This window comes from Pseudomonas sp. stari2, from assembly GCF_040760005.1.
Taxonomy (GTDB): Bacteria; Pseudomonadota; Gammaproteobacteria; order Pseudomonadales; family Pseudomonadaceae; genus Aquipseudomonas.
This window is the reverse complement of record NZ_CP099760.1, coordinates 4,144,958-4,164,389: the sequence shown is the minus strand read 5'-3', so window position 1 is coordinate 4,164,389 and position 19,432 is coordinate 4,144,958. Positions and strand designations below refer to the sequence as shown.

Annotated in this window: 23 protein-coding genes and 1 pseudogene; 16 read left to right on the top strand and 8 right to left on the bottom strand. The window is 60.5% G+C overall.

What is annotated here, in order from left to right:
- Nucleotides 1-23 precede the first annotated feature (23 nt).
- Complete coding sequence (locus NH234_RS19005) at nt 24-374, top strand: hypothetical protein (protein WP_169430925.1); 351 nt, start codon at nt 24-26, stop codon at nt 372-374.
- Between the two features lie 66 nt (nt 375-440).
- Here NH234_RS19005 and NH234_RS19000 read toward each other — a convergent pair whose 3' ends face one another.
- The gene (locus tag NH234_RS19000) at nt 441-866 is read right to left on the bottom strand and encodes an N-acetyltransferase (protein ID WP_085712366.1); all 426 of its coding nucleotides are present in this window, start codon (nt 864-866) and stop codon (nt 441-443) included.
- A 137-nt stretch (nt 867-1,003) separates the two neighbouring features.
- Here NH234_RS19000 and NH234_RS18995 point away from each other — a divergent pair, with 137 nt between their 5' ends.
- From NH234_RS18995 to NH234_RS18980, 4 genes and pseudogenes are all read left to right on the top strand, one after another.
- Nucleotides 1,004-1,441, top strand: coding sequence for a hemerythrin domain-containing protein (locus tag NH234_RS18995; RefSeq protein ID WP_367253857.1), 438 nt, complete (start codon nt 1,004-1,006; stop codon nt 1,439-1,441).
- 223 nt (nt 1,442-1,664) lie between these two features.
- Nucleotides 1,665-2,300 (top strand): lytic polysaccharide monooxygenase auxiliary activity family 9 protein, encoded by a 636-nt coding sequence (locus NH234_RS18990; RefSeq protein ID WP_367253854.1) that lies wholly within the window; start codon nt 1,665-1,667, stop codon nt 2,298-2,300.
- Nucleotides 2,301-2,339: 39 nt separating this feature from the next.
- Nucleotides 2,340-3,341 (top strand): annotated as a pseudogene (locus NH234_RS18985) (chitinase); the annotation flags it as partial.
- A gap of 147 nt (nt 3,342-3,488) precedes the next feature.
- Nucleotides 3,489-4,079, top strand: a complete 591-nt coding sequence (locus NH234_RS18980; protein ID WP_367253852.1) for an NUDIX domain-containing protein — start codon at nt 3,489-3,491, stop codon at nt 4,077-4,079.
- On the opposite strand, the gene NH234_RS18975 is transcribed toward NH234_RS18980, so the two are convergent.
- The gene (locus tag NH234_RS18975; RefSeq protein ID WP_367253850.1) at nt 4,076-4,591 is read right to left on the bottom strand and encodes a methylated-DNA--[protein]-cysteine S-methyltransferase; all 516 of its coding nucleotides are present in this window, start codon (nt 4,589-4,591) and stop codon (nt 4,076-4,078) included. The two genes, NH234_RS18980 and NH234_RS18975, sit on opposite strands and share 4 nt — an antisense overlap.
- Before the next feature lie 135 nt (nt 4,592-4,726).
- Between NH234_RS18975 and ggt the strand changes: the two genes are divergently transcribed.
- From ggt to NH234_RS18960, 3 genes are all read left to right on the top strand, one after another.
- The gene (gene ggt, locus NH234_RS18970; RefSeq protein WP_367253849.1) at nt 4,727-6,454 is read left to right on the top strand and encodes a gamma-glutamyltransferase; all 1,728 of its coding nucleotides are present in this window, start codon (nt 4,727-4,729) and stop codon (nt 6,452-6,454) included.
- 66 nt (nt 6,455-6,520) lie between these two features.
- Entirely contained in the window at nt 6,521-7,054 is a 534-nt protein-coding gene (locus tag NH234_RS18965; protein WP_085732121.1) for a cysteine hydrolase family protein, read from the top strand.
- Nucleotides 7,055-7,152: 98 nt separating this feature from the next.
- Nucleotides 7,153-8,172 (top strand): lysozyme inhibitor LprI family protein, encoded by a 1,020-nt coding sequence (locus tag NH234_RS18960; RefSeq protein ID WP_367253848.1) that lies wholly within the window; start codon nt 7,153-7,155, stop codon nt 8,170-8,172.
- A 9-nt stretch (nt 8,173-8,181) separates the two neighbouring features.
- Here the strand turns inward: NH234_RS18960 and NH234_RS18955 are convergent, their stop codons facing one another.
- Nucleotides 8,182-8,823, bottom strand: coding sequence for a TetR/AcrR family transcriptional regulator (locus NH234_RS18955; protein ID WP_367257208.1), 642 nt, complete (start codon nt 8,821-8,823; stop codon nt 8,182-8,184).
- Between the two features lie 124 nt (nt 8,824-8,947).
- Between NH234_RS18955 and NH234_RS18950 the strand changes: the two genes are divergently transcribed.
- Nucleotides 8,948-9,406, top strand: a complete 459-nt coding sequence (locus NH234_RS18950; RefSeq protein WP_085732119.1) for a GNAT family N-acetyltransferase — start codon at nt 8,948-8,950, stop codon at nt 9,404-9,406.
- 5 nt (nt 9,407-9,411) lie between these two features.
- Here the strand turns inward: NH234_RS18950 and NH234_RS18945 are convergent, their stop codons facing one another.
- The gene (locus tag NH234_RS18945) at nt 9,412-9,711 is read right to left on the bottom strand and encodes a hypothetical protein (protein WP_367253846.1); all 300 of its coding nucleotides are present in this window, start codon (nt 9,709-9,711) and stop codon (nt 9,412-9,414) included.
- 159 nt (nt 9,712-9,870) lie between these two features.
- On the opposite strand from NH234_RS18945, the gene NH234_RS18940 reads away from it, so the two are divergent.
- Nucleotides 9,871-11,316, top strand: coding sequence for a SulP family inorganic anion transporter (locus tag NH234_RS18940; protein WP_367253845.1), 1,446 nt, complete (start codon nt 9,871-9,873; stop codon nt 11,314-11,316).
- A 19-nt stretch (nt 11,317-11,335) separates the two neighbouring features.
- Here NH234_RS18940 and NH234_RS18935 read toward each other — a convergent pair whose 3' ends face one another.
- The gene (locus NH234_RS18935) at nt 11,336-11,854 is read right to left on the bottom strand and encodes a carboxymuconolactone decarboxylase family protein (RefSeq protein ID WP_367253844.1); all 519 of its coding nucleotides are present in this window, start codon (nt 11,852-11,854) and stop codon (nt 11,336-11,338) included.
- Nucleotides 11,855-11,987: 133 nt separating this feature from the next.
- On the opposite strand from NH234_RS18935, the gene NH234_RS18930 reads away from it, so the two are divergent.
- A complete protein-coding gene (locus tag NH234_RS18930; RefSeq protein WP_085732115.1) occupies nt 11,988-12,809 on the top strand; it encodes an AraC family transcriptional regulator in 822 nt (273 codons plus the stop codon).
- Here the strand turns inward: NH234_RS18930 and NH234_RS18925 are convergent, their stop codons facing one another.
- Nucleotides 12,810-13,703 (bottom strand): DMT family transporter, encoded by an 894-nt coding sequence (locus tag NH234_RS18925; protein ID WP_367253841.1) that lies wholly within the window; start codon nt 13,701-13,703, stop codon nt 12,810-12,812. It abuts the gene before it with no gap.
- 91 nt (nt 13,704-13,794) lie between these two features.
- On the opposite strand from NH234_RS18925, the gene NH234_RS18920 reads away from it, so the two are divergent.
- The 3 genes from NH234_RS18920 to NH234_RS18910 all read left to right on the top strand — a co-directional run bounded on the left by NH234_RS18920 (nt 13,795) and on the right by NH234_RS18910 (nt 16,054).
- Nucleotides 13,795-15,126: a PLP-dependent aminotransferase family protein gene (locus tag NH234_RS18920; RefSeq protein WP_367253839.1), complete on the top strand. Its 1,332-nt coding sequence runs from the start codon at nt 13,795-13,797 to the stop codon at nt 15,124-15,126.
- Nucleotides 15,127-15,181: 55 nt separating this feature from the next.
- Nucleotides 15,182-15,571, top strand: coding sequence for a cytochrome c family protein (locus NH234_RS18915; protein WP_367253837.1), 390 nt, complete (start codon nt 15,182-15,184; stop codon nt 15,569-15,571).
- Between the two features lie 147 nt (nt 15,572-15,718).
- Nucleotides 15,719-16,054: a hypothetical protein gene (locus NH234_RS18910; RefSeq protein WP_085711582.1), complete on the top strand. Its 336-nt coding sequence runs from the start codon at nt 15,719-15,721 to the stop codon at nt 16,052-16,054.
- A 72-nt stretch (nt 16,055-16,126) separates the two neighbouring features.
- On the opposite strand, the gene NH234_RS18905 is transcribed toward NH234_RS18910, so the two are convergent.
- Together NH234_RS18905 and NH234_RS18900 are read right to left on the bottom strand one after the other, a co-directional pair.
- On the bottom strand, nt 16,127-16,606 hold the full coding sequence (locus NH234_RS18905; RefSeq protein ID WP_367253835.1) for a phage infection protein: 480 nt from the start codon (nt 16,604-16,606) through the stop codon (nt 16,127-16,129).
- Between the two features lie 124 nt (nt 16,607-16,730).
- Nucleotides 16,731-17,297 (bottom strand): chorismate mutase, encoded by a 567-nt coding sequence (locus NH234_RS18900; protein ID WP_367253834.1) that lies wholly within the window; start codon nt 17,295-17,297, stop codon nt 16,731-16,733.
- A gap of 128 nt (nt 17,298-17,425) precedes the next feature.
- On the opposite strand from NH234_RS18900, the gene NH234_RS18895 reads away from it, so the two are divergent.
- A complete protein-coding gene (locus NH234_RS18895) occupies nt 17,426-18,781 on the top strand; it encodes an MATE family efflux transporter (RefSeq protein ID WP_119427068.1) in 1,356 nt (451 codons plus the stop codon).
- Nucleotides 18,782-18,871: 90 nt separating this feature from the next.
- Nucleotides 18,872-19,429, top strand: a complete 558-nt coding sequence (locus NH234_RS18890; RefSeq protein ID WP_085732109.1) for a YceI family protein — start codon at nt 18,872-18,874, stop codon at nt 19,427-19,429.
- Nucleotides 19,430-19,432 lie beyond the last annotated feature (3 nt).

Here is a 19,432-nt window from a genome sequence, read left to right as displayed (position 1 = left end):
TTTTTTCCGAATGAGCGAATGCAATGCGAATGCTGATGGTGGCACTGGCGGCAACCTTGCTGGCCGGTTGCGCGGGTTCGGTGATGGAAGACGCCCGCACGCAAACCCCTTACAAAGTCCTGAACTCGGACAAGCCCGAGAAAGTTGTGGCCCAGTGTGTGCAATTCGCCTGGCAGGACGAAGCGGTGTTCGGCGTGGATGCGGCGGCCTATCTGCAACCGGGCAAGAAGGGCGGCTCGACGGTTTATACCCGTTCGGCGGAGTCGTTCGTCGACTTGACCACTGATGCGTCGGGCACGGTGCTGAACTATTACGCGCAGAAGGACGACTTTGTCGCCAAGCGCCGGTTGGCGGCGTTGGCGACCTGTCTGTAACGAGCGGTTGAATGCGCTGAAATGTCTGCGACCCTCGCCAGTTTGCTGGCGAGGGGGACGCTGAACTCAATCAATCAAGCGTTTCTGGAAAAAGTGCCGCTTGTGCCCCAGCGGATAATCTTTGATCTCGCCACACTCGACATAGCCAAGCTTCTTGTAGAACCCGGGCGCCTGAAACTCAAAGGTGTCGAGCCAGATTCCCACGCAGTCTTTTTCTCGCGCAAATTCCTCGACCATCTGCATCAGTTTCGAGCCGATACCCTGGCCCCGGCCTTCTTCCGGCACGGCCAGCAACTCGATGAACAGCCACCGATAGAATGTGTGCCCATAAAGGCCACCGAGGATTGCGTCGTTATCGTCGCGCACCAGCAGCGCGACCGGCTCGTACAGCGAAGGCCCTGCCTTGGCGATGTTATAGGCTCGCAGGGGCGCGAGGATGGCTGCGCGCTGTTCTTCGGTGGGGTCCTGTGACAGCTCGATCCGCAACGTCATGTTGTCTTCCTTGTAGTGATGAACCCGCAGCCTATCGTGCGGCAGTCGATTGAGGCAATCGCCCGGAACCGTTGCTCCCGCGCCGGGGTCTAGCCCTTGAAGGCGTTCATTCCGAATGCGTTTGCCTGGGAGAGTCCATGAACATTTTCGAAGCCCTTCGCGAGAGCCACGATCGTCAACGCGGCTACGCCAGGACCCTGATCAAGAACAGCGGCGACACCCCGGAGCGCGTCGAAGCCTACAAGCAACTGAAGGCCGAGCTGCAAGCCCACGAGACAGCCGAAGAGCGCCACTTCTACATCCCGTTGATGGAGTTCGACAACGGCGTCGACCTCAGCCGCCACGCCATCGCCGAACACCATGAAATGGACGAAATGATGGAGGAGCTCGACGAGACCGAAATGTCCAGCCCGGCCTGGCTGGCCACAGCGAAAAAGCTCTCGGACAAGGTCCATCACCACTTGAAGGAAGAGGAGCAGAAGTTCTTTCAGATGGCCGGCAAGTTGCTCGACGATAAGCAGAAAGAACAGCTTGCCGGGCAGTATGAAAAGGAATTCAAGGCGCAGCTTCCCTGAGTGCTTGAATGCAGGTTTTTGTAATGACGCCGTGTAGGCTTTTTGCCATGTGTTGGGTGAGCGTCGTCGCAATGCACTGTATTTATATCCAGTATTTTCGGAGTTTTACGGGTTTCACCACGACAGGCTGCGACAAAACCGCCGATGGACAAAAAATCCCCCTCCGTTAGCTTGAAGGCCTCTCCCCGGAAAGGAGAGTTCTTAAATCAACGGAGTGAAAAACATGAACCAACCACAAGCTCAAACCCAAGTGCGACACGGTCGCGTCATTTCCCCTGCAAGCCGCGGTGCGGTGGCCATCGAGCAAGGATTGCTCGGCGGCTGGCAGGTCAACGAGATGGAAGGCGGCAAGAACTTCCCGGCACTGGTGGCCGGCCCGTTCCCGGCGCCTTTCGAGTCGGACAACCCGAGTGTCGTGCCTCCGGCCGATGGTCACATTCTCAGCGGCGGCAAGGACGACGCCCGTGACTGTGTGAACTTCACCGACGAGGAAATGAGCAAGAAGCTTGGTCGCCCGTTCACCTGGCCGCTGCTCAACGTCACCCCTGGCCAGACCCTTGAGGTCAAATGGGAATACACCGCGCCGCACACCACTCGCGGTTACCGCTGGCTGATCACCAAGGATGGCTGGGACCCGAAACAACGCATCACCCGCGCGCAACTGGAAGCAAAACCGTTCGCCGAGGACTTCTATCCGCAAGTGCCGTACTACAGTCATTCGGCGGAGCTGAAGGCCAAGGTCAATCACGCGGTGAAACTTCCGGCCAACAAGCAGGGGCATCACGTTGTTGTCCTGATGTGGATCGTCGCCAACACCGGCAACGCCTTCTATCAGGCCTTCGATGTGGACTTCAAATAAGTCCGTAACACCCATCTACACGTTCTGAAGGATTAGAACATGTCAAATATCGACTTCACCCTATTGCAAAACCAGGCGAGCGACGCGGCTTCGCTGATGCCGAGTATCGCCGGCAAGAAGATCCTCATGGGCTTCTGGCACAACTGGCCGGCCGGCCCGAGCGATGGCTATCAGCGCGGTCAGTTCGCCAATATAGCCCTGGAAAACGTGCCCAAGGACTACAACGTGGTCGCGGTGGCGTTCATGAAGGGCAGCGGGATTCCGACTTTCAAGCCCTATAACGTCTCCGATGCCGAGTTCCGCCGTCAGGTTGGCGTACTCAACAGTCAGGGCCGGGCAGTACTGATTTCCCTCGGCGGCGCCGATGCGCACATCGAGTTGCGTGCCGGGCAGGAGCAGCCGTTGGCCAACGAAATCATCCGTCTGGTGGAAACCTACGGCTTCGACGGGCTGGACATCGATCTTGAACAGAGCGCGATTGATTTCGCTGCCAACAAGACCGTGCTGCCGGCCGCCCTGAAACTGGTCAAGGATCACTACGCAGGCCAGGGCAAGCATTTCATCATCAGCATGGCGCCGGAGTTTCCATACCTGACCACCTCCGGCAAATACGTCGGTTACCTGCAGGCACTGGAAGGCTACTACGACTTCATCGCGCCGCAGTTCTACAACCAGGGCGGTGACGGTGTTTGGGTGCCGGAGGCCAACAATGGCAACGGAGCCTGGATCGCGCAAAACAACGATGCGATGAAAGAGGACTTCCTCTACTACCTGACCGAAAGTCTGGTGACCGGCACGCGCGGGTTTACGAAGATCCCTGCGGACAAGTTTGTCATCGGCCTGCCTGCCAACGTTGACGCCGCTGCCACTGGTTACGTGATCGACAAGAATTCGGTCGGCAACGCGATGAAACGCCTGGCGGTCAAAGGGCACCCGATCAAGGGCCTGATGACCTGGTCGGTGAACTGGGACAACGGCACCAGCAAGGATCGTGTGCCGTACAACTGGGAGTTCAGCCGGCGTTATGGACCGCTGATCAACGGCGTGGCGGCAGCCACGCAGGTGCCAGATGTCGCAATGGCCGACATGGCCCGTCAGCGGTAATCGAATGAAAAAGCCCGGTAGCGCTGCCGGGCTTTTTTTCGCCTAACATGGGGCTTTTCCGGTCAAGACAAAGGATGAAGCGTCATGCCCAACACCGCCGAGCGGATCAACATCGTCGACACTCAGGTGTTGTCCCACGACTGGTATCTGCTGAAGAAAATCACCTTCGACTACCTGCGCAACAACGGTGAATGGCAACGTCAGACCCGCGAAGTCTACGACCGCGGCAATGGTGCGGCGATTCTGTTGTTCAATCGCGAAAAACGCACGGTGGTGCTGACTCGCCAGTTCCGCCTGCCGGTGTTCGTCAACGGCCATGACGGTCTGCTGATCGAAGTGGCTGCCGGACTGCTGGAAGGCGCGGCACCGGAGCAGCGCATCCGTGACGAAGCCGAGGAAGAAACCGGTTATCGCGTGCACGATGTGAAGAAAGTCTTCGAGGCGTACATGAGTCCGGGCTCGGTGACCGAGAAGCTGCACTTCTTCGTTGCCGAATACGACGCGGCGTCAAAGGTCAGCGACGGTGGTGGCCTGGAGGAGGAAACCGAGGAACTGGAGGTTCTGGAGTGGCGCTTCGACGATGCACTGGCAGCATTCCATCGAGGCGAAATCTGCGATGCCAAGACCATCATGTTGTTGCAATACGCGGCGATGAATAACTTCTTCGGCGCTTAAAACAGATCACCGGTTTTGCCGACGTCTGACCATTGGCCACCTTCCAGTGTCAGCAAGCGCTCCTTGGCTTCAAGACCTCCGGCAAACCCGGTCAGCTTTCCCGAAGCCCCAATCACCCGGTGACAGGGTGCGATGATCGAAATCGGGTTTCTGCCGTTCGCCGCGCCGACGGCACGTATCGCGCTGGGATGGCCGATCTGTTCGGCAATCTGGCTGTAGGTGCGGGTCTCGCCGAACGGAATGGTGAGTAATGCGGCCCAGACCTTTTTCTGGAACTCGGTGCCGGCAAAGTCCAGCTCCAGATCGAACGCGTTTCGCGTTCCGGCAAAATATTCTTCCAGCTGTCGCGCGGTTTTCATCAACACTGGGTTGTCCGGTGCTTCGGTCATCGGCCCGAGGCGCACCCGGTCCGGTTTGTCGTTTTCCCAGAGGATGGCGGCCAGTCGTGAACCGTTCGCGACCAGCTTCAACTCGCCGACGGGCGAGGGCAGGGTGATGAACGTGTAGGCCATGGGGAAAACTCCGGGTCGGGTCGGCAACGGCGCCCAGCATACTGCCGGATCGGGGAGGCGCAAACCGCAATCACGACCATACTGGCTGTTGCTCTTGAAGCGCTTTCCTACCTTATAAAAAGAAGAGACCGACTCATGAAGTACGAACCTTTTGCCAAATCGCTGATTGCGACCTCATTGGCGCTCAGCTGCCTCATGGCCCACGCCGCCTCGGTTGCCCCGGTCGCCGCCGAAAACGGCATGGTGGTCACCGCCCAGCACCTGGCGACCCACGTGGGTGTCGATGTTCTGAAAAGTGGTGGCAATGCGGTGGATGCGGCGGTCGCCGTCGGCTACGCACTAGCGGTGGTTTACCCGGCGGCGGGCAACCTCGGTGGTGGTGGTTTCATGACCATTCAACTGGCGGACGGACGCAAGACCTTCCTCGACTTCCGGGAAAAGGCCCCACTGGCCGCAACCGCCGACATGTACCTAGACAAGCAGGGCAACGTCATTCCTGATCTGAGTACCCGTGGCCACCTCGCTGTTGGCGTCCCGGGCACCGTGTCCGGCATGGAACTGGCGCTGACCAAGTACGGCACCAAGCCGCGCAAGGACATGATCGCGCCGGCCATCAAATTGGCGGAAGAAGGTTTCGAACTGGAGCAGGGCGACGTCGATTTGCTTGACTACGCCACCGACGTGTTCAAGAAGGACATGAAAGATTCCGGCTCGATCTTCCTCCACAACGGCGAGCCGATGCAGGTCGGGCAGAAACTGGTGCAGAAGGATCTGGGCAAGACCCTGCGTACCATTTCCGAGAAAGGCGCCGATGGCTTCTATAAAGGCTGGGTAGCCGACGCCATCGTCACCTCCAGCCAGGCCAACAAGGGCATCATCACCCAGGCCGACCTCGACAAATACAAGACTCGCGAACTGGCCCCGGTGGAGTGCGACTATCGCGGTTACCACGTGGTATCGGCGCCGCCGCCAAGCTCTGGCGGGGTGGTGATCTGCCAGATCATGAACATCCTCGAAGGTTATCCGATGAAGGATCTGGGTTTCCATTCGGCCCAGGGCATGCACTACCAGATCGAGGCGATGCGCCACGCCTACGTGGATCGCAACAGCTATCTGGGCGACCCGGATTTCGTGAAAAACCCGATCGAGCACCTGCTGGACAAGAACTACGCCACCAAACTGCGCAACGCGATACAGCCGCAGAAAGCCGGTGTCTCCGCCGAGCTGAAACCTGGCGTTGCGCCTCATGAAGGCAGCAACACCACGCACTACTCGATCGTCGACAAATGGGGCAACGCGGTGTCCGTCACCTACACCCTCAACGACTGGTTCGGTGCGGGTGTGATGGCGAGCAAGACCGGGGTGATCCTCAACGATGAAATGGACGACTTCACTTCGAAAGTGGGCGTGCCGAACATGTACGGCCTGGTTCAGGGGGAAGCCAACGCCATCGCGCCCGGCAAGGCGCCGCTGTCGTCGATGAGCCCGACCATCGTGACCAAGGACGGCAAAGTGGTGATGGTAGTCGGCACGCCGGGCGGCAGTCGCATCATCACCGCGACGCTGCTGACCATGCTCAACGTCATCGACTACGACATGGGCCTGCAGGAAGCGGTCGATGCGCCGCGCTTCCACCAGCAGTGGATGCCGGAACAAACCAACCTCGAGGACTACGCCGCCAGCCCCGACACGAAGAAAATTCTCGAGAGCTGGGGTCATAAGTTCGCGGGTCCGCAGGACGCCAACCATATCGCGGCGATTCTGGTCGGAGCACCGTCGCTGGGCGGTAAACCGGTCGGCAAGAATCGCTTCTACGGCGCCAACGATCCACGGCGCAACACCGGGTTGTCTTTGGGTTACTGAGAAGGGTAAAAAGGGGGCGGGCACACGTCCGCCCCTGTCTCAAGGACCGATCAAGGAAGGCTCCCCATGACCACCGCATTGCTGATCATCGATGTCCAGCGCGCCCTGTGCACAGGCGAATACGAGTGTCACGACATCAAACGGGTGATCGACACCATCAACGGCCTCAGCGCCCGGGCGCGCAAGGCTGGCGTCACAGTCGTGCTGATCCAGCATAACGAGAAGGGCAGCCCGTTGGCCTACGGAGCCGAGGGCTGGCAACTGGCCGATGGCCTGACCACCGCACCGAGTGACCTTCGCGTCGACAAGACCGCCAACGACTCGTTCTACCAGACCCACCTGCAAAAGCTGATCCCCCGCGAAGACTTCGATCGCCTCGTGATCTGCGGCTTGCAGACCGATTACTGCGTCAACGCCACCGTGCGCCAGGCCCATCAACTGGGCTACGACGTGGAGCTGGCAGCCGACGCGCATTCCACCGTCGACAACGGCAACATGAGCGCGGAAGACATCATCGCCGAACACAACAAGGACTGGGCGCACCTGACCGGTTCCGTGGCGCGGATCGATGTGAAGCCGGCGGCCGAGATTGCGTTCTGACGCTCTCTTGCAGACGTCCCCGATAACCGGTGAAAAATCCAGAGCATCGATAGCCCGGGCCCGGCATACTGCCGCCGCCTCAGGAATGGAATCTGTCGATGCTCGCTTTCAATCTCCGTCACGCCTTGCTGCTGACGTCCCTCGTTTTTGCTGCCCACTCCCACGCTGCCAGTTTCGACTGTGCCGGCGCTTCCAGTCCGGTTGAAAAAGCCATTTGTGCGGATCCGTATACCTCGAGTCTTGATGAGAAACTCGGAAAGCTCTGGACGACAACGCTGGCGCAGGTGGCTGACCCGCAAGTGCTCAAGGCCGATCAGAGAGCATGGTTGAAGAACCGCAGCCTTTGTGGCGCTGAACCGGCGTGCTTGCGTCGTGAATATCTGATGCGCCTGACTGAGCTGCAATATGCGGCCAGAGCGTTCAACTGGGATTCCACATGGCAGTTGATTCCTCACGGGGTGAACTCGGGATCTGAAGTGATCACCAAGCGTCAGGACGCCACACACATCCGCTTTGAGGTTTCAGCACAGGAGGGCGCCAACTCTGGTGACCTGGAAGGTATTGCTGTGTTGAGCGGTGGTGAGGCTCGTTTCGAAGAGGGTAGTTGCACGCTTGTTTTTCGAGCGATCAATGGTGTTCTGGACGTCACGCAGAATGGCGATGACGTTGATTGCGGCGGCGGTATGGGTGTCTTTTACTCAGGTCGTTATGTGGCGTCTGATAAACCACTTTCGATGAATTACAACTTGCTCAGCGTTGGACTTGCTCGTACGCAGCAAGAGGATCAGGCGTTGCATAAATTGCTCAAGGGTGATTATCAGAAGCTGGTGGACCGTACGAGTACCATGACCGTCGGCGACCCGGCGGTTGATGTGCCTGATGCCGAGGTCATCGAGATGTGGGTGCGCGGACTGGGCAATATGAACGCGGCCATTCTGATGCGTGCGGCCGGTAACCGTTTCTGGGTGCTGATGCTGGTGCCTGAGAAAGGGGGACACACGCGAGCCCGTTATTACACCAACGTACCGGAATGGAAAAAGCGCCTGCCTGCTCAGTTCCAGTCATGGTACGAGCGGATGGAAGGTGACCGCGCACTACCTCTGGACTTCATGCCATGACTCCGCCGCTTAAGTCGCAAACATCAACCTGCGAACATCACTCACCGGCTCGGACACCACACCGCCCAGCACCAGCCGCGTAATGGTGTCCGCCGCCACCGCATAATCCTCATCCTGCGGCACTTCGCGCCCGGTGATGCGCCCCATTTGCCAGCCGATATTGGTGTAGGTGCGCGTCGCCGACCAGATGAACAGCATCAAATGCTCTGGATCGACCGGCGCCAGCAGCCCGCGGTCGATCCAGCTGCGCAGACACTCGACATTACGCCGGGCTTCGCCGTGCAGCAGGTCGCGGCATTCGTCGGGCAACTGGCGGCCACCGAGCAGCAACTCACCGCTGAACACTTTGGCGATCGCCGGATGCTCACGGGCGATGCGGATGCGGGCCGCGACATAGGCGCGCAGGCCGATCAGCGGGTCGTCACTTTCGCGCAGCACCGCCGAGGCTTCCAACAGCGGTTCGACGAAGCCGAGCAGCACTTTGCCGTAGAGGTTTTCCTTGCTCTGGAAGTAGTAATAGAGATTGGCCTTGGGCACACCGGCGCGGGCGGCGATGTCGCGGGTCTGGGTCGCGTCGAAGCCGTTGGCGGCGAACTCTTCGCTGGCGGCCTTGAGAATCTGTTGCTGGTTGCGTTCGCGGATGCTGCTCATGGAAGACATTGAAAGTCTGGCGATTTCGGGTTCGCAATATATAAAACTATATAGCGATTAAGCCAGCGAACTCGACGGGCAGCGCTATGCTGCTGCAATCATTTGACGGGATCGGGGAGGGAATATGGGTCTTCAGGCAATACGCGCCAGCGCGGAACATCTGGATGCGGTGGCCACACTGTTCGACGGTTATCGCGGCTTCTATGGCCAGCCATCGAACCTTGAGCAATCGCGGGCCTTCATCGCCGAGCGCATGGCTGCCAATGAATCAGCGATTTTTCTGGTTGAAGATGAAAACGGTGAGGCGCTGGGATTCGTGCAGTTGTACCCGACATTTTCTTCGATAGACGCCCACCGCACCTGGCTGCTCAGCGACCTGTTCACCACACCGGCCGCTCGAGGTCGTGGCGTCGGGCGATTGCTGATGAACACTGCACGGGACTTTGCCGTGGAAACCGGCGCCAAGGGCCTGGTACTGGAAACCGCCACCGATAATTTCACGGCTCAGCGTCTGTACGAATCCCTTGGCTGGGTGCGTGACACAGGCTATTACACCTACAACCTGGACCTGCGACGGGGCTGATTCGGTCAGTCGGCCCGGCTCAGTAGTCGCTCGATCTGCGCCAGTTCCCAGGTGCTGAGCAGGCTGACAGGGTCGGTGCCGAAACGTTGAGTGGTGTCGAGCGTCCATACGCAACCTTCCGGGCAGCGGCATTGCAGGCAGTGGTGCAGGCGTTGGCCGTCAAAGTCGAGCGACAGGTGCCAGCCGTCGATCTCGACCGACATCTGGCCGGTCCCGGATTCGTGTGCAATACGCCGTAATGCGCAAACGCCCAATGCCGCATCGCGCAGGCGCTGGCAGACTTCGCGGGTAGATAGCAGTGACATGTTCAAACCCGTCGATCAACGAAGCGCGCAAGCATAAAGCGCCGGGCCGTCCCTGTCAGCGATCGCTGGCCCGTGCCCGGGCAATTGCGTAACATCCGCAACCCTCTTTTTCCCGCGAATAAAGCGGCCGCCAGTCTCGGCCGCGCTGTCAGGTAAACCATGAAACCGATTCGTCTGCGCGCCGATGTCCTGGCCGGACTCACCACCTCGTTCGCCCTGTTGCCCGAATGCATTGCGTTTGCGCTGGTGGCTCACCTCAATCCGTTGATGGGCCTGTATGGCGCCTTCATCATTTGCACGCTGACCGCGTTGTTCGGCGGCCGGCCGGGCATGGTGTCCGGGGCGGCCGGCTCGATGGCGGTGGTGATCGTCGCGCTGGTGGTGCAGCACGGCGTGCAGTACTTGCTGGCGACGGTGTTGCTCGGTGGTTTGATCATGATGGCGTTCGGGCTGTTGCGGCTGGGCAAACTGGTGCGCATGGTGCCGCACCCGGTGATGCTCGGATTCGTCAACGGTCTGGCGATCATCATCGCGTTGGCGCAACTGGAGCATTTCAAGAGCGGCGAGCAGTGGCTCAGCGGCACGCCGTTGTACCTGATGACCGGGCTGGTGCTGCTGACCATGGCCATCGTCTACATCCTGCCGCGCCTGACCCGTGCCGTTCCGCCGGCACTGGTGGCGATTCTCGGCGTCGGACTGCTGGTCTACCTGTTCGGCCTGCCGACCCGCACCCTCGGCGACATGGCACACATCGCCGGCGGTCTGCCGACGTTCGCGCTGCCGGACATCCCGTACAACCTCGAAACCCTGCACATCATCGCGCCTTACGCGATCCTGATGGCGCTGGTCGGCCTGCTGGAGACCCTGCTGACCCTCAACCTCACCGACGAAATCACCGAAACCCGTGGCTATCCGGATCGCGAATGCGTGGCGCTGGGCGCGGCGAACATGGTGTCCGGCGCGTTCGGCGGCATGGGTGGTTGCGCAATGATCGGCCAGACCGTGATCAACCTCAGTTCCGGCGGACGCGGGCGGTTGTCCGGGGTGGTGGCGGGGGTGTTGATTCTGCTGTTCATTCTGTTTCTGTCGCCGCTGATCGAGCGGATTCCGCTGGCGGCGCTGGTGGGTGTGATGTTCGTGGTGTCGCAACAGACGTTTGCCTGGGCCTCGTTGCGGGTGCTGAACAAAGTGCCGCTAAACGATGTGCTGGTGATCATCGCGGTAACGACCATCACGGTGTTCACCGATCTGGCCACGGCGGTGTTGTGCGGGATCATCATCGCGGCGCTGAACTTTGCCTGGCAGCAAGCGCGCGAGTTGTACGCCGATGAACATCTGGAAGCCGACGGCAGCAAACTGTATCGCCTGCACGGCACGCTGTTCTTTGCCTCGACCACGTCGTTCCTCAATCAGTTCGACCCGGCCAGCGACCCACAGCGGGTGACGCTGGACTGCCGGCACCTGAGCTTTGTCGACTACTCGGCCATCGCTGCGCTGAAAACCCTGCGCGAACGTTACGCCAAGGCCGGCAAGCAGCTGCAGGTGTTTCACCTGTCCGAGCGCTGCAAGAAATTGCTGAAACGCGCCGGGGTCGATCACGACTGAGATCGACCCCGGTCACTGATCAGGCATCGATGGCCGGGAAATCGATATCGGTCAGCGCCACGTTGTTGAGGTAGTTGGTCAGGGTCTGCACGGCGACGATGGCAATCGTTTCGATGATCTTCTTGTCGTCGATACCGGCAGCGCGGGCGGCGGCGATCTGTTCATCGCTCAAGTGACCGCGGGTTTCCGTCAGTTGATGAGCGAGGGTGGCGAAGGCATTCAGCCGACCGTGACGCGCCTCGACAATTTCCTGCGCCGCGAGGCCGGCCTTGCTGGCAAACAAGGTGTGCGCCGCCAGGCAGTAATCGCAGCCGTTGACCTGCGACGTGGCGAGGTACACCGCTTCTTTTTCCTTGGCGCTCAGCGACGTCTTGCCCAGCGTGGCGGAGACTTGTACGTAGGCATCCAGTGCAGCGGGGGCAACCGCCAGGGTCTTGAACAGGTTCGGCAGGAAACCGATTTTTTTCTGCACGCCTTCCAGGGTCGGACGGGTGGCTTCGGTCGCGTTTTCAAGGGTGATCGGGGCAATGCGGCTCATGGTGACTCTCCGAAAGTCCGGTGCGAAGTGCGCCGGGGATGGAGGTCATGTTATTGAGTGAGGCTGGCGCCTTGGGTGCAAATCGTCGAGGATATGCGACAGATCGTCCAAACCTGTCGTCGAGGATTCACCCATGGATCGCTTGTCCACGTTGCTCAGCCACTTCGGCGTGAATGCCGGCACTTTCCACAGCGGTACTTTCTGCGGCATCAGCGCCTACGGTGGCGATCAGTTGTGTGGCCATGTCCATCTGTTGCAGGCCGGGCAAGTGCTGCTCAAACCGGGGAATGATCCCGAACTCACCCTCAGTGAACCGACGCTGATTTTCTTCCCCCGACCGTTTGCCCACCGACTGTTCGCCGACGAGGCCATGAACACGCAACTGGTGTGCGCCTCACTGACCTTCGATGGTGGCGCGGGCAACGCGCTGGCGGCGGCGCTACCGGATTATCTGGTGCTGAAACTCGCCGACCTTCCGGAAATGGCCAGCACCCTGGAGTGGTTGTTCAAGGAGGCATTCGACGGTCATTGCGGGCGCGAAGCGGTGATGGATCGGCTGTTCGAACTGCTGGTGATTCTGTTGCTGCGCCATCTCATCAGCAGTCGCAACCAGCAGCCGGGGATGATGGCGGGGTTGGCCGACCCGAAGATTTCCCGTGCGTTGAGTCTGATGCACGATCAGCCGGCCAAGGCCTGGAGCGTCGCCGAACTGGCCGCGACCGCACATTTGTCCCGTGCCGGTTTTGCCGAGCATTTCCGGCGAGTGGTGGGGCAGACGCCGGTGGATTATCTGGTGAGCTGGCGAATCAGCCTCGCGCAGAAACGCCTGCGCGAAGGCCGACCGATAGCCCTGATCGCCGAAGAGGTCGGCTATGAAAGTCCTTCGGCGCTGGCCCGGGCGTTTCGACGCAAGACCGGGCTCAGTCCACGGGAATGGAAAGCGGGAACGAGCTGATCACTTGGCGAATTTCTTCGCCCCGGCCACGCACAGGATCACGCCCAAAGTGACCACCAGCATGCCGAGGCTGACGTGTTCATGCAGCAACGTCGCCGCCAGCGCCAGACCGAAAAACGGCTGCAACAACTGCAACTGCCCGACCGCCGCAATCCCGCCCTGAGCCAGTCCGCGATACCAGAACACAAAACCGATCAGCATGCTGAACAGCGAAACGTAAGCCAGGCACACCCAAGCCGACACGCTGATGCCGCTGAACGAGGCGGGCGCCCGCCATACGCTGAACACGGCCATCACCGGCAGCGACAACACCAGCGCCCAGCAGATCACCTGCCATCCACCCAAGGTGCGCGACAATTTTGCACCTTCGGCATAACCGAGACCGCAGGCGAGAATCGCCGCCAGCATCAACAGATCCCCGGTGGGCGAGGCGGTCAGTCCCTGGGATACTGCAAAGCCGACCACCAGCGAACTGCCCAACACCGAAAAGATCCAGAACACCGGGCGCGGTCGTTCACCGCCGCGCAGCACACCGAAAATCGCCGTCGCCAGTGGCAGCAATCCTACAAACACAATGGAATGCGCCGACGTCACGTATTGCAGCGCGAGGGCGGTCAATAGCGGGAATCCCACGACTACGCCAAGTGCCACGATCAACAAAGAGAACCACTGATCCCGCGCCGGACGTCGTTCGCGAAACAGCCGCAACAGGCACAACGCCAACACCCCGGCGATGGTGGCGCGGATGACGGTGAGGAACACCGGGTCGAATTCCAGCACCGCCAGCCGCGTGGCCGGCAGCGAGCCGCTGAAAATCACGACGCCGATGAAACCGTTGATCCAGCCGCTGGTTTTTTCCAGGGTCGGGGCGGGCAGATTCGTGGTTCGTTCCATATCGGGTCAGGCTCAAAAGTGGGGTTGCTTGTGGCTCATCCTAGGGTTGAGAATCAGCACAATCAAAGAATTGTCATGGATACATCTCGACATGCCACGCTCCCGTTACAAGACCCTCGTTGATACCTACGCCGCCGACATTCGCAGCGGTCGCCTGTTGCCCGGCACGCGTTTGCCGACCCATCGGCAACTGGCCGCCAGCGAAGGGCTGGCGCTGGTCACGGCGTCGCGGGTGTATGCGGAGCTTGAGGCGATGGGGCTGGTCAGCGGCGAAACCGGGCGCGGCACGTTTGTCCGGGAAACTGCGTTATTGCCGGGGCAGGGGATCGACCAGAAAGACATCGCCGTCGGCATGATCGACCTCAACTTCAACTACCCGTCGCTGCCGGGGCAGGCCGATCTGTTGCGCACCGCTTTGCGGCAATTGGCGCTGTCCGGCGACCTCGAAGCGCTGCTGCGTTATCAACCCCACGCCGGGCGCCAGCATGAGCGGGCCTCGGTTGCCCGGCACTTGCAGGCTCGAGGCTTGAACGTCGACGCCGAGCAAGTGTTGATCGTCAACGGCGCCCAGCAAGGTCTGGCGGTGACGTTGATGGCACAGCTCAACCCCGGCGATGTGATCGCGGCCGATGCGCTGACCTATTCGGGCTTCAAGGTATTGGCCGAAGCACTGCATCTGGAAGTGGTGGCGATTCCTGTGACCGCAAACGGCCCGGATCTGGCGGCACTCGACAGACTCTGCCGCAACCGCCCGGTGCGCGCCGTCTACAGCATGCCGACCCTGCACAATCCGCTGGGCTGGGTAATGCCGCTGGCGCAGCGTGAACAACTGGTGGCGATTGCCCGACAGCATGATCTGACGATCATCGAAGACGCTGCCTACGCCTTTCTGGTCGATAACCCGCCGCCACCGCTGGCGGATCTTGCGCCGGAGCGCACGGTGTACGTCTCGGGGCTTTCGAAAAACATCGCCACGGGCCTGCGCGTCGGCTTCATCGCCGCGCCCCTGAAAATCGTCCCGGCACTGGAGCGCATCATCCGCGCCACGACCTGGAACACGCCGGGGGTGATGACCGCGATGGCCTGCGGCTGGCTTGACGACGGAACGGTGACCTTGCTGGAGGCGCAAAAGCGCGATGACGCCCGGGCCCGTCAGGCGCTGGCAGCTGAAATCCTGCAAGGCTTGCCGAGGGTTGGCCATTCTTCCTCGTATTTCCTCTGGCTGCCGCTGCCGGAAGACGCAAGGTCCGATCAGGTGGTGATCGAGCTGATGAAGGCGCAGATCTCGGTCACCAACGCCGAGCCGTTCACCGTATCCGCCCATGTGCCCCACGCGATACGACTGGCGCTGGGCTCGGTGGACATGCTTGTCCTGCGTCAAGCCTTGCTCAAAGTCCGGCAGGTGATCGCGGCTTACCTGTAGCGCAACGCTCCCCGCAGGATTACCCTTGGCGCCGCCGAAGATCTGGATGCTCCCGATGAAAAACACCGCGTTACTGACCCTCGCCCTGATCCTCAACGCAGGCCTGCTCAGCACACCTGCCCTGGCGGCTGGCGATGCCGAGGCCGGCGGCAAAATCTTCCCGCGCCTGTGCGGCGGCTGCCATCAGGTCGGCGAATCCGCCCGCCCCGGATTCGGCCCGCAACTCAACGGCATCATCGGCCGTCCGGCGGGGACGTCGGCGAACTACGTGTACTCCGATGCAATGAAGAACTCCGGCATCACCTGGAACCGCGAAACGCTGACGGCGTATCTGAAAGATCCGAAAGGCGTGGTGCCGGGGACGCGGATGATCTTCTGGGGGCTGAGTGATGAGGAGAAGATCGATAATTTGTTGGCATATCTTCAGTCATTCACTGAGCAATAACGAGGGGCCGGGCGTTGTGGAGAGCAGTGCCGGTATTCCGCGCGCGTCATGAAACATTTCCAGATTGATACCAATGTGCCACTGCCTCCAGTAAAGTGTGCGCCGCCCGAGAGATGGATCCCGGGCGTTTACCCATGGAGTCTTGCAGTGAAATACCTCAGCAAAGTAGTCGCCGCCGCACTGTTCGGTGTGGTTCTGGCAGGTTGCACCGGCACCCCGATGAATACCAAGCACTACGACAGCAACCAGTACACCGTGATCGGCCACAGCGAAGCGACCGCCACCGGCCTGATGCTGTTCGGCGTGATCCCGATCCGGCAGAACAGCCGTTTCGTCCGCGCGCAAGAGGCCGCCATCCAGGCCAAGGGCGGCGATGCCATGATCAACACCCAGGTTCAGGAAAACTGGTTCTGGGCATGGGTTCTGAGCGGCTACACCACCAAGGTTTCCGGTGATGTGGTCAAGCTGAAAACCGTTCAATAAGCGACGGCTGGATGTGAAAAAGCCCGGCTGATCAGGCCGGGCTTTTCTTTGTCTTGCGAAAGCGTTTTCAGGTCATGCGACGCGGCGTTCGATCAGACGATCCGAGCCACCTTCAGCTACGCGACGTTCTTGCAGACGATCCGAACCGCCTTCAGCTACGCGGCGTTCGATCAGACGATCCGAGCCACCTTCGGCAACGCGACGTTCTTGCAGACGATCCGAGCCACCTTCGGCAACGCGGCGTTCGATCAGACGATCCGAGCCACCTTCGGCAACGCGACGTTCTTGCAGACGATCCGAACCACCTTCAGCTACGCGGCGTTCCAGCAGACGATCCGAGCCACCTTCGGCAACGCGACGTTCTTGCAGACGATCCGAGCCACCTTCGGCAACGCGGCGTTCCAGCAGACGATCCGAGCCACCTTCAGCTACACGCTGTTCGATCAATCGATCCGAACCGCCTTCGGCGATCATGGTGTGAGCGGGTTTTGCTGCAAAAGCGTTGACTGCGAGAACCGAGAAAGCGATGCCGAGAAGGATTTGGCGTTTCATGATCGTGTGCTCCGGGGTGTTGTTTGGTTGGTATGGAGCCGATGTTACGCCCGGGATTTTTTATGAGAACTTCATTGACGTGATGGTGACTATCGACGCCAGCGATGGATGCCTGAGCCCCGATTCACGGGGCTGTTGCCCGAATACATAGCTCACCGGTAGCGCGGCTCAGGGCAAGTTCGTGCAGCGCGTCGTGAGTCAAACTGCTACGCGCGTTGGCCAGCCACACCGGGCAATTCGGGTCGTGACGGTAGGGCGTGAAGTCGGCGTATTGCTGCAACAGACGGGTTTGCAGCTCATCCAGGCGCGGCCGAATCTGCTTGCCCAGATCCGGGCGGGGCGTGTTCGGTGCGGCCCCCGCCGCTTGCCACTTCGCCAGTAAACCGTATTGCACCAGTTTGTTGGCTTCCATTTGCGCGGCGATCAATTGCGCCACGTCTTCCGGATCGAGTTTGTGTTCGGCGGCTAGCGTCCTGGCATTGGCGATGACCTGGGCTTCGCGAGGGCTGTCCTGGATCGGCTTGCCGCTGTCCCACTTGGTCAGGGCAACGAGATCACCGATGTTCAGACGTTCGTTCAGGGTACTCAGCAGGCTTTGCAGCGCTTCAGGCGCTGGTGTCGGGGCAGCGTTGGCTGTCGTCGCCAGAACGGCAAAAAGGGTAGAGGTCAGCAGGGTCGAGACGCGGGACATGGGATCGGTTCACTTCCATTTTGGACAGGTGGTGGAGATTACGAAGTTTTAATGCAAAGGGGTACGACCTGAACGGCTATGCATACCTTAGACTCTCCCACATTGCCTCCTCCCGAGACGGACTCTCAATGCAAACCCCCGCCCAAAACCCCCTCTGGAAAACCTACCTGCTGTTCCTCGCCCCCATGGTGCTGTCGAACTTCCTACAGTCGATGTCGGGCACGGTCAACAGCATCTACATCGGCCAGATGCTCGGCACCCAGGCGCTGGCGGCGGTCTCGGGGATGTTTCCGATCATCTTTTTCTTCATCGCGCTGGTCATCGGTCTGGGGGCCGGGGCAGGGGTGTTGATCGGTCAGGCGTGGGGCGCACGCGAGTCGCATATGGTGAAGGCGATTGCCGGGGCGACGCTGTTGCTGGGGGTGTTGATCGGGCTGGTCGCGGCGGTGTTTGGCAGTGTGTTTGCGCGTCAGGCGTTGCAGGGGTTGGGCACGCCGGCGGATGTGCTGGATGACGCGGTTTCCTACGCCCGGGTGATGATGTGGACCTTGCCGTTTGTGCTGGTATACGTGTTGTTCACCCAGCTGTTGCGCGGGGTGAGCGACACGCTGTCGCCGATGCTCGCGCTGCTGCTGTCGACCGTTGTCGGTCTGGCGCTGACCCCGGCGTTCATTCGCGGTTGGTTCGGCTTGCCGCAACTGGGCATTCAGAGCGCGGCGTTCGCCGGTCTGGCCGGTACGCTGGCGGCGATGGCGTGGCTGGCTTGGAGCCTGATCCGCAAAGGCCATCCGCTGGCGCCGGACCGGGAGTTCTTTGCGTCGTTGCGGCTGGACGGCGAGATTCTCGGCAAAGTGTTGCGTATCGGCCTGCCGACCGGGGTGCAGATGATTGTTTTGTCGCTGTCGGAGCTGGTGATCCTGGCACTGGTCAACCAGCACGGCTCCCAGGCGACGGCGGCGTATGGCGCGGTGACGCAGATCGTTAACTACGTGCAGTTTCCGGCGCTGTCGATTGCAATCACCGCGTCGATCCTCGGCGCCCAGGCGATTGGCGCCGGGCGGTTGGAACGTATGGGGCCGATCCTGCGCACCGGGCTGTGGATCAACGTGTGCCTGACCGGTGGTTTGATCGTGCTCGGTTACCTGTTGTCACACTGGTTGCTGGGGCTGTTCCTCACCGAAGACTCGACCCGGGCGATGGCCGAGCACTTGCTGCACATCATGCTGTGGAGCCTGTTGATCTTCGGCTTCCAGGCGATCATCGGCGGCATCATGCGCGCCAGCGGCACAGTGTTGGTGCCCGTCGCGATCGCGATCATTTGCGTGGTCGGTGTGCAGTTGCCGGCGGCGTACTGGCTGGACGGGCAGTTTGGTTTGCAGGGCGTGTGGATGGCGTTTCCGGTGGCGTATCTGGGGATGCTGGTACTGCAGACGCTGTATTACAAACTGGTCTGGCAGCATCAGAAGATCGAGCGGCTGGTTTGACGGGATAATCGACGTGGCGTGGAAGGGCTGGCATAACCGCCGGATGTTTGCTTAAGTCAGTCGAGGCCCATCGAGGCACCGGAGCATCCCATGTCGATTCGATTGTTGTTGGCTGCTGTGTGTTGCCTGATCGTCATGCCGGCGGCGCAGGCGGTGGAGTACACCCGGGTCAATACCAGCGCCAGCCAGATCAGTTTTACCTACAACCAGATGGGCTCGCGAATGTACGGCACGTTCGGCAAGTTCGATGCGACGCTGGACTTCGACACTGCCAATCTGAGCAACGCCCGCACCACGTTGCACATCGACCTCACGAGCATCGACGCCGGCAGCGAAGACGCCAATACCGAACTGGTGAAACCGGCGTGGTTCGACACGCAAAAGTTTCCGACGGCTGTATTCGAATCGACCCGTTTCAGTCGGGTCGATGAAAACCATTACCTGGTTGCCGGCCGACTCACGCTCAAAGGTGTCACCCGCGAGGTGCAGGTGCCGGTGCAACTGAAACCCGATAGCAGCATCGGCATCTTCGACGGTGAGCTTGTGCTCAAGCGCGACGCATTTGGCCTCGGTGCCGGCGAGTGGGCCGACACCGTGGTTTCGAACGACATCGCGATCAAGTTCAAGGTCGTTGCACCGGCCCAGTGACCG

Bases quoted from the DNA above. Each gene is read 5' to 3' on its own strand.
- NH234_RS19005 (WP_169430925.1), top strand. From the start codon at position 24: ATGCGAATGCTGATGGTGGCACTGGCGGCAACCTTGCTGGCCGGTTGC.
- NH234_RS19000 (WP_085712366.1), bottom strand. From the start codon at position 866: ATGACGTTGCGGATCGAGCTGTCACAGGACCCCACCGAAGAACAGCGC.
- NH234_RS18995 (WP_367253857.1), top strand. From the start codon at position 1,004: ATGAACATTTTCGAAGCCCTTCGCGAGAGCCACGATCGTCAACGCGGC.
- NH234_RS18990 (WP_367253854.1), top strand. From the start codon at position 1,665: ATGAACCAACCACAAGCTCAAACCCAAGTGCGACACGGTCGCGTCATT.
- NH234_RS18980 (WP_367253852.1), top strand. From the start codon at position 3,489: ATGCCCAACACCGCCGAGCGGATCAACATCGTCGACACTCAGGTGTTG.
- NH234_RS18975 (WP_367253850.1), bottom strand. From the start codon at position 4,591: ATGGCCTACACGTTCATCACCCTGCCCTCGCCCGTCGGCGAGTTGAAG.
- ggt (WP_367253849.1), top strand. From the start codon at position 4,727: ATGAAGTACGAACCTTTTGCCAAATCGCTGATTGCGACCTCATTGGCG.
- NH234_RS18965 (WP_085732121.1), top strand. From the start codon at position 6,521: ATGACCACCGCATTGCTGATCATCGATGTCCAGCGCGCCCTGTGCACA.
- NH234_RS18960 (WP_367253848.1), top strand. From the start codon at position 7,153: ATGCTCGCTTTCAATCTCCGTCACGCCTTGCTGCTGACGTCCCTCGTT.
- NH234_RS18955 (WP_367257208.1), bottom strand. From the start codon at position 8,823: ATGAGCAGCATCCGCGAACGCAACCAGCAACAGATTCTCAAGGCCGCC.
- NH234_RS18950 (WP_085732119.1), top strand. From the start codon at position 8,948: ATGGGTCTTCAGGCAATACGCGCCAGCGCGGAACATCTGGATGCGGTG.
- NH234_RS18945 (WP_367253846.1), bottom strand. From the start codon at position 9,711: ATGTCACTGCTATCTACCCGCGAAGTCTGCCAGCGCCTGCGCGATGCG.
- NH234_RS18940 (WP_367253845.1), top strand. From the start codon at position 9,871: ATGAAACCGATTCGTCTGCGCGCCGATGTCCTGGCCGGACTCACCACC.
- NH234_RS18935 (WP_367253844.1), bottom strand. From the start codon at position 11,854: ATGAGCCGCATTGCCCCGATCACCCTTGAAAACGCGACCGAAGCCACC.
- NH234_RS18930 (WP_085732115.1), top strand. From the start codon at position 11,988: ATGGATCGCTTGTCCACGTTGCTCAGCCACTTCGGCGTGAATGCCGGC.
- NH234_RS18925 (WP_367253841.1), bottom strand. From the start codon at position 13,703: ATGGAACGAACCACGAATCTGCCCGCCCCGACCCTGGAAAAAACCAGC.
- NH234_RS18920 (WP_367253839.1), top strand. From the start codon at position 13,795: ATGCCACGCTCCCGTTACAAGACCCTCGTTGATACCTACGCCGCCGAC.
- NH234_RS18915 (WP_367253837.1), top strand. From the start codon at position 15,182: ATGAAAAACACCGCGTTACTGACCCTCGCCCTGATCCTCAACGCAGGC.
- NH234_RS18905 (WP_367253835.1), bottom strand. From the start codon at position 16,606: ATGAAACGCCAAATCCTTCTCGGCATCGCTTTCTCGGTTCTCGCAGTC.
- NH234_RS18900 (WP_367253834.1), bottom strand. From the start codon at position 17,297: ATGTCCCGCGTCTCGACCCTGCTGACCTCTACCCTTTTTGCCGTTCTG.
- NH234_RS18895 (WP_119427068.1), top strand. From the start codon at position 17,426: ATGCAAACCCCCGCCCAAAACCCCCTCTGGAAAACCTACCTGCTGTTC.
- NH234_RS18890 (WP_085732109.1), top strand. From the start codon at position 18,872: ATGTCGATTCGATTGTTGTTGGCTGCTGTGTGTTGCCTGATCGTCATG.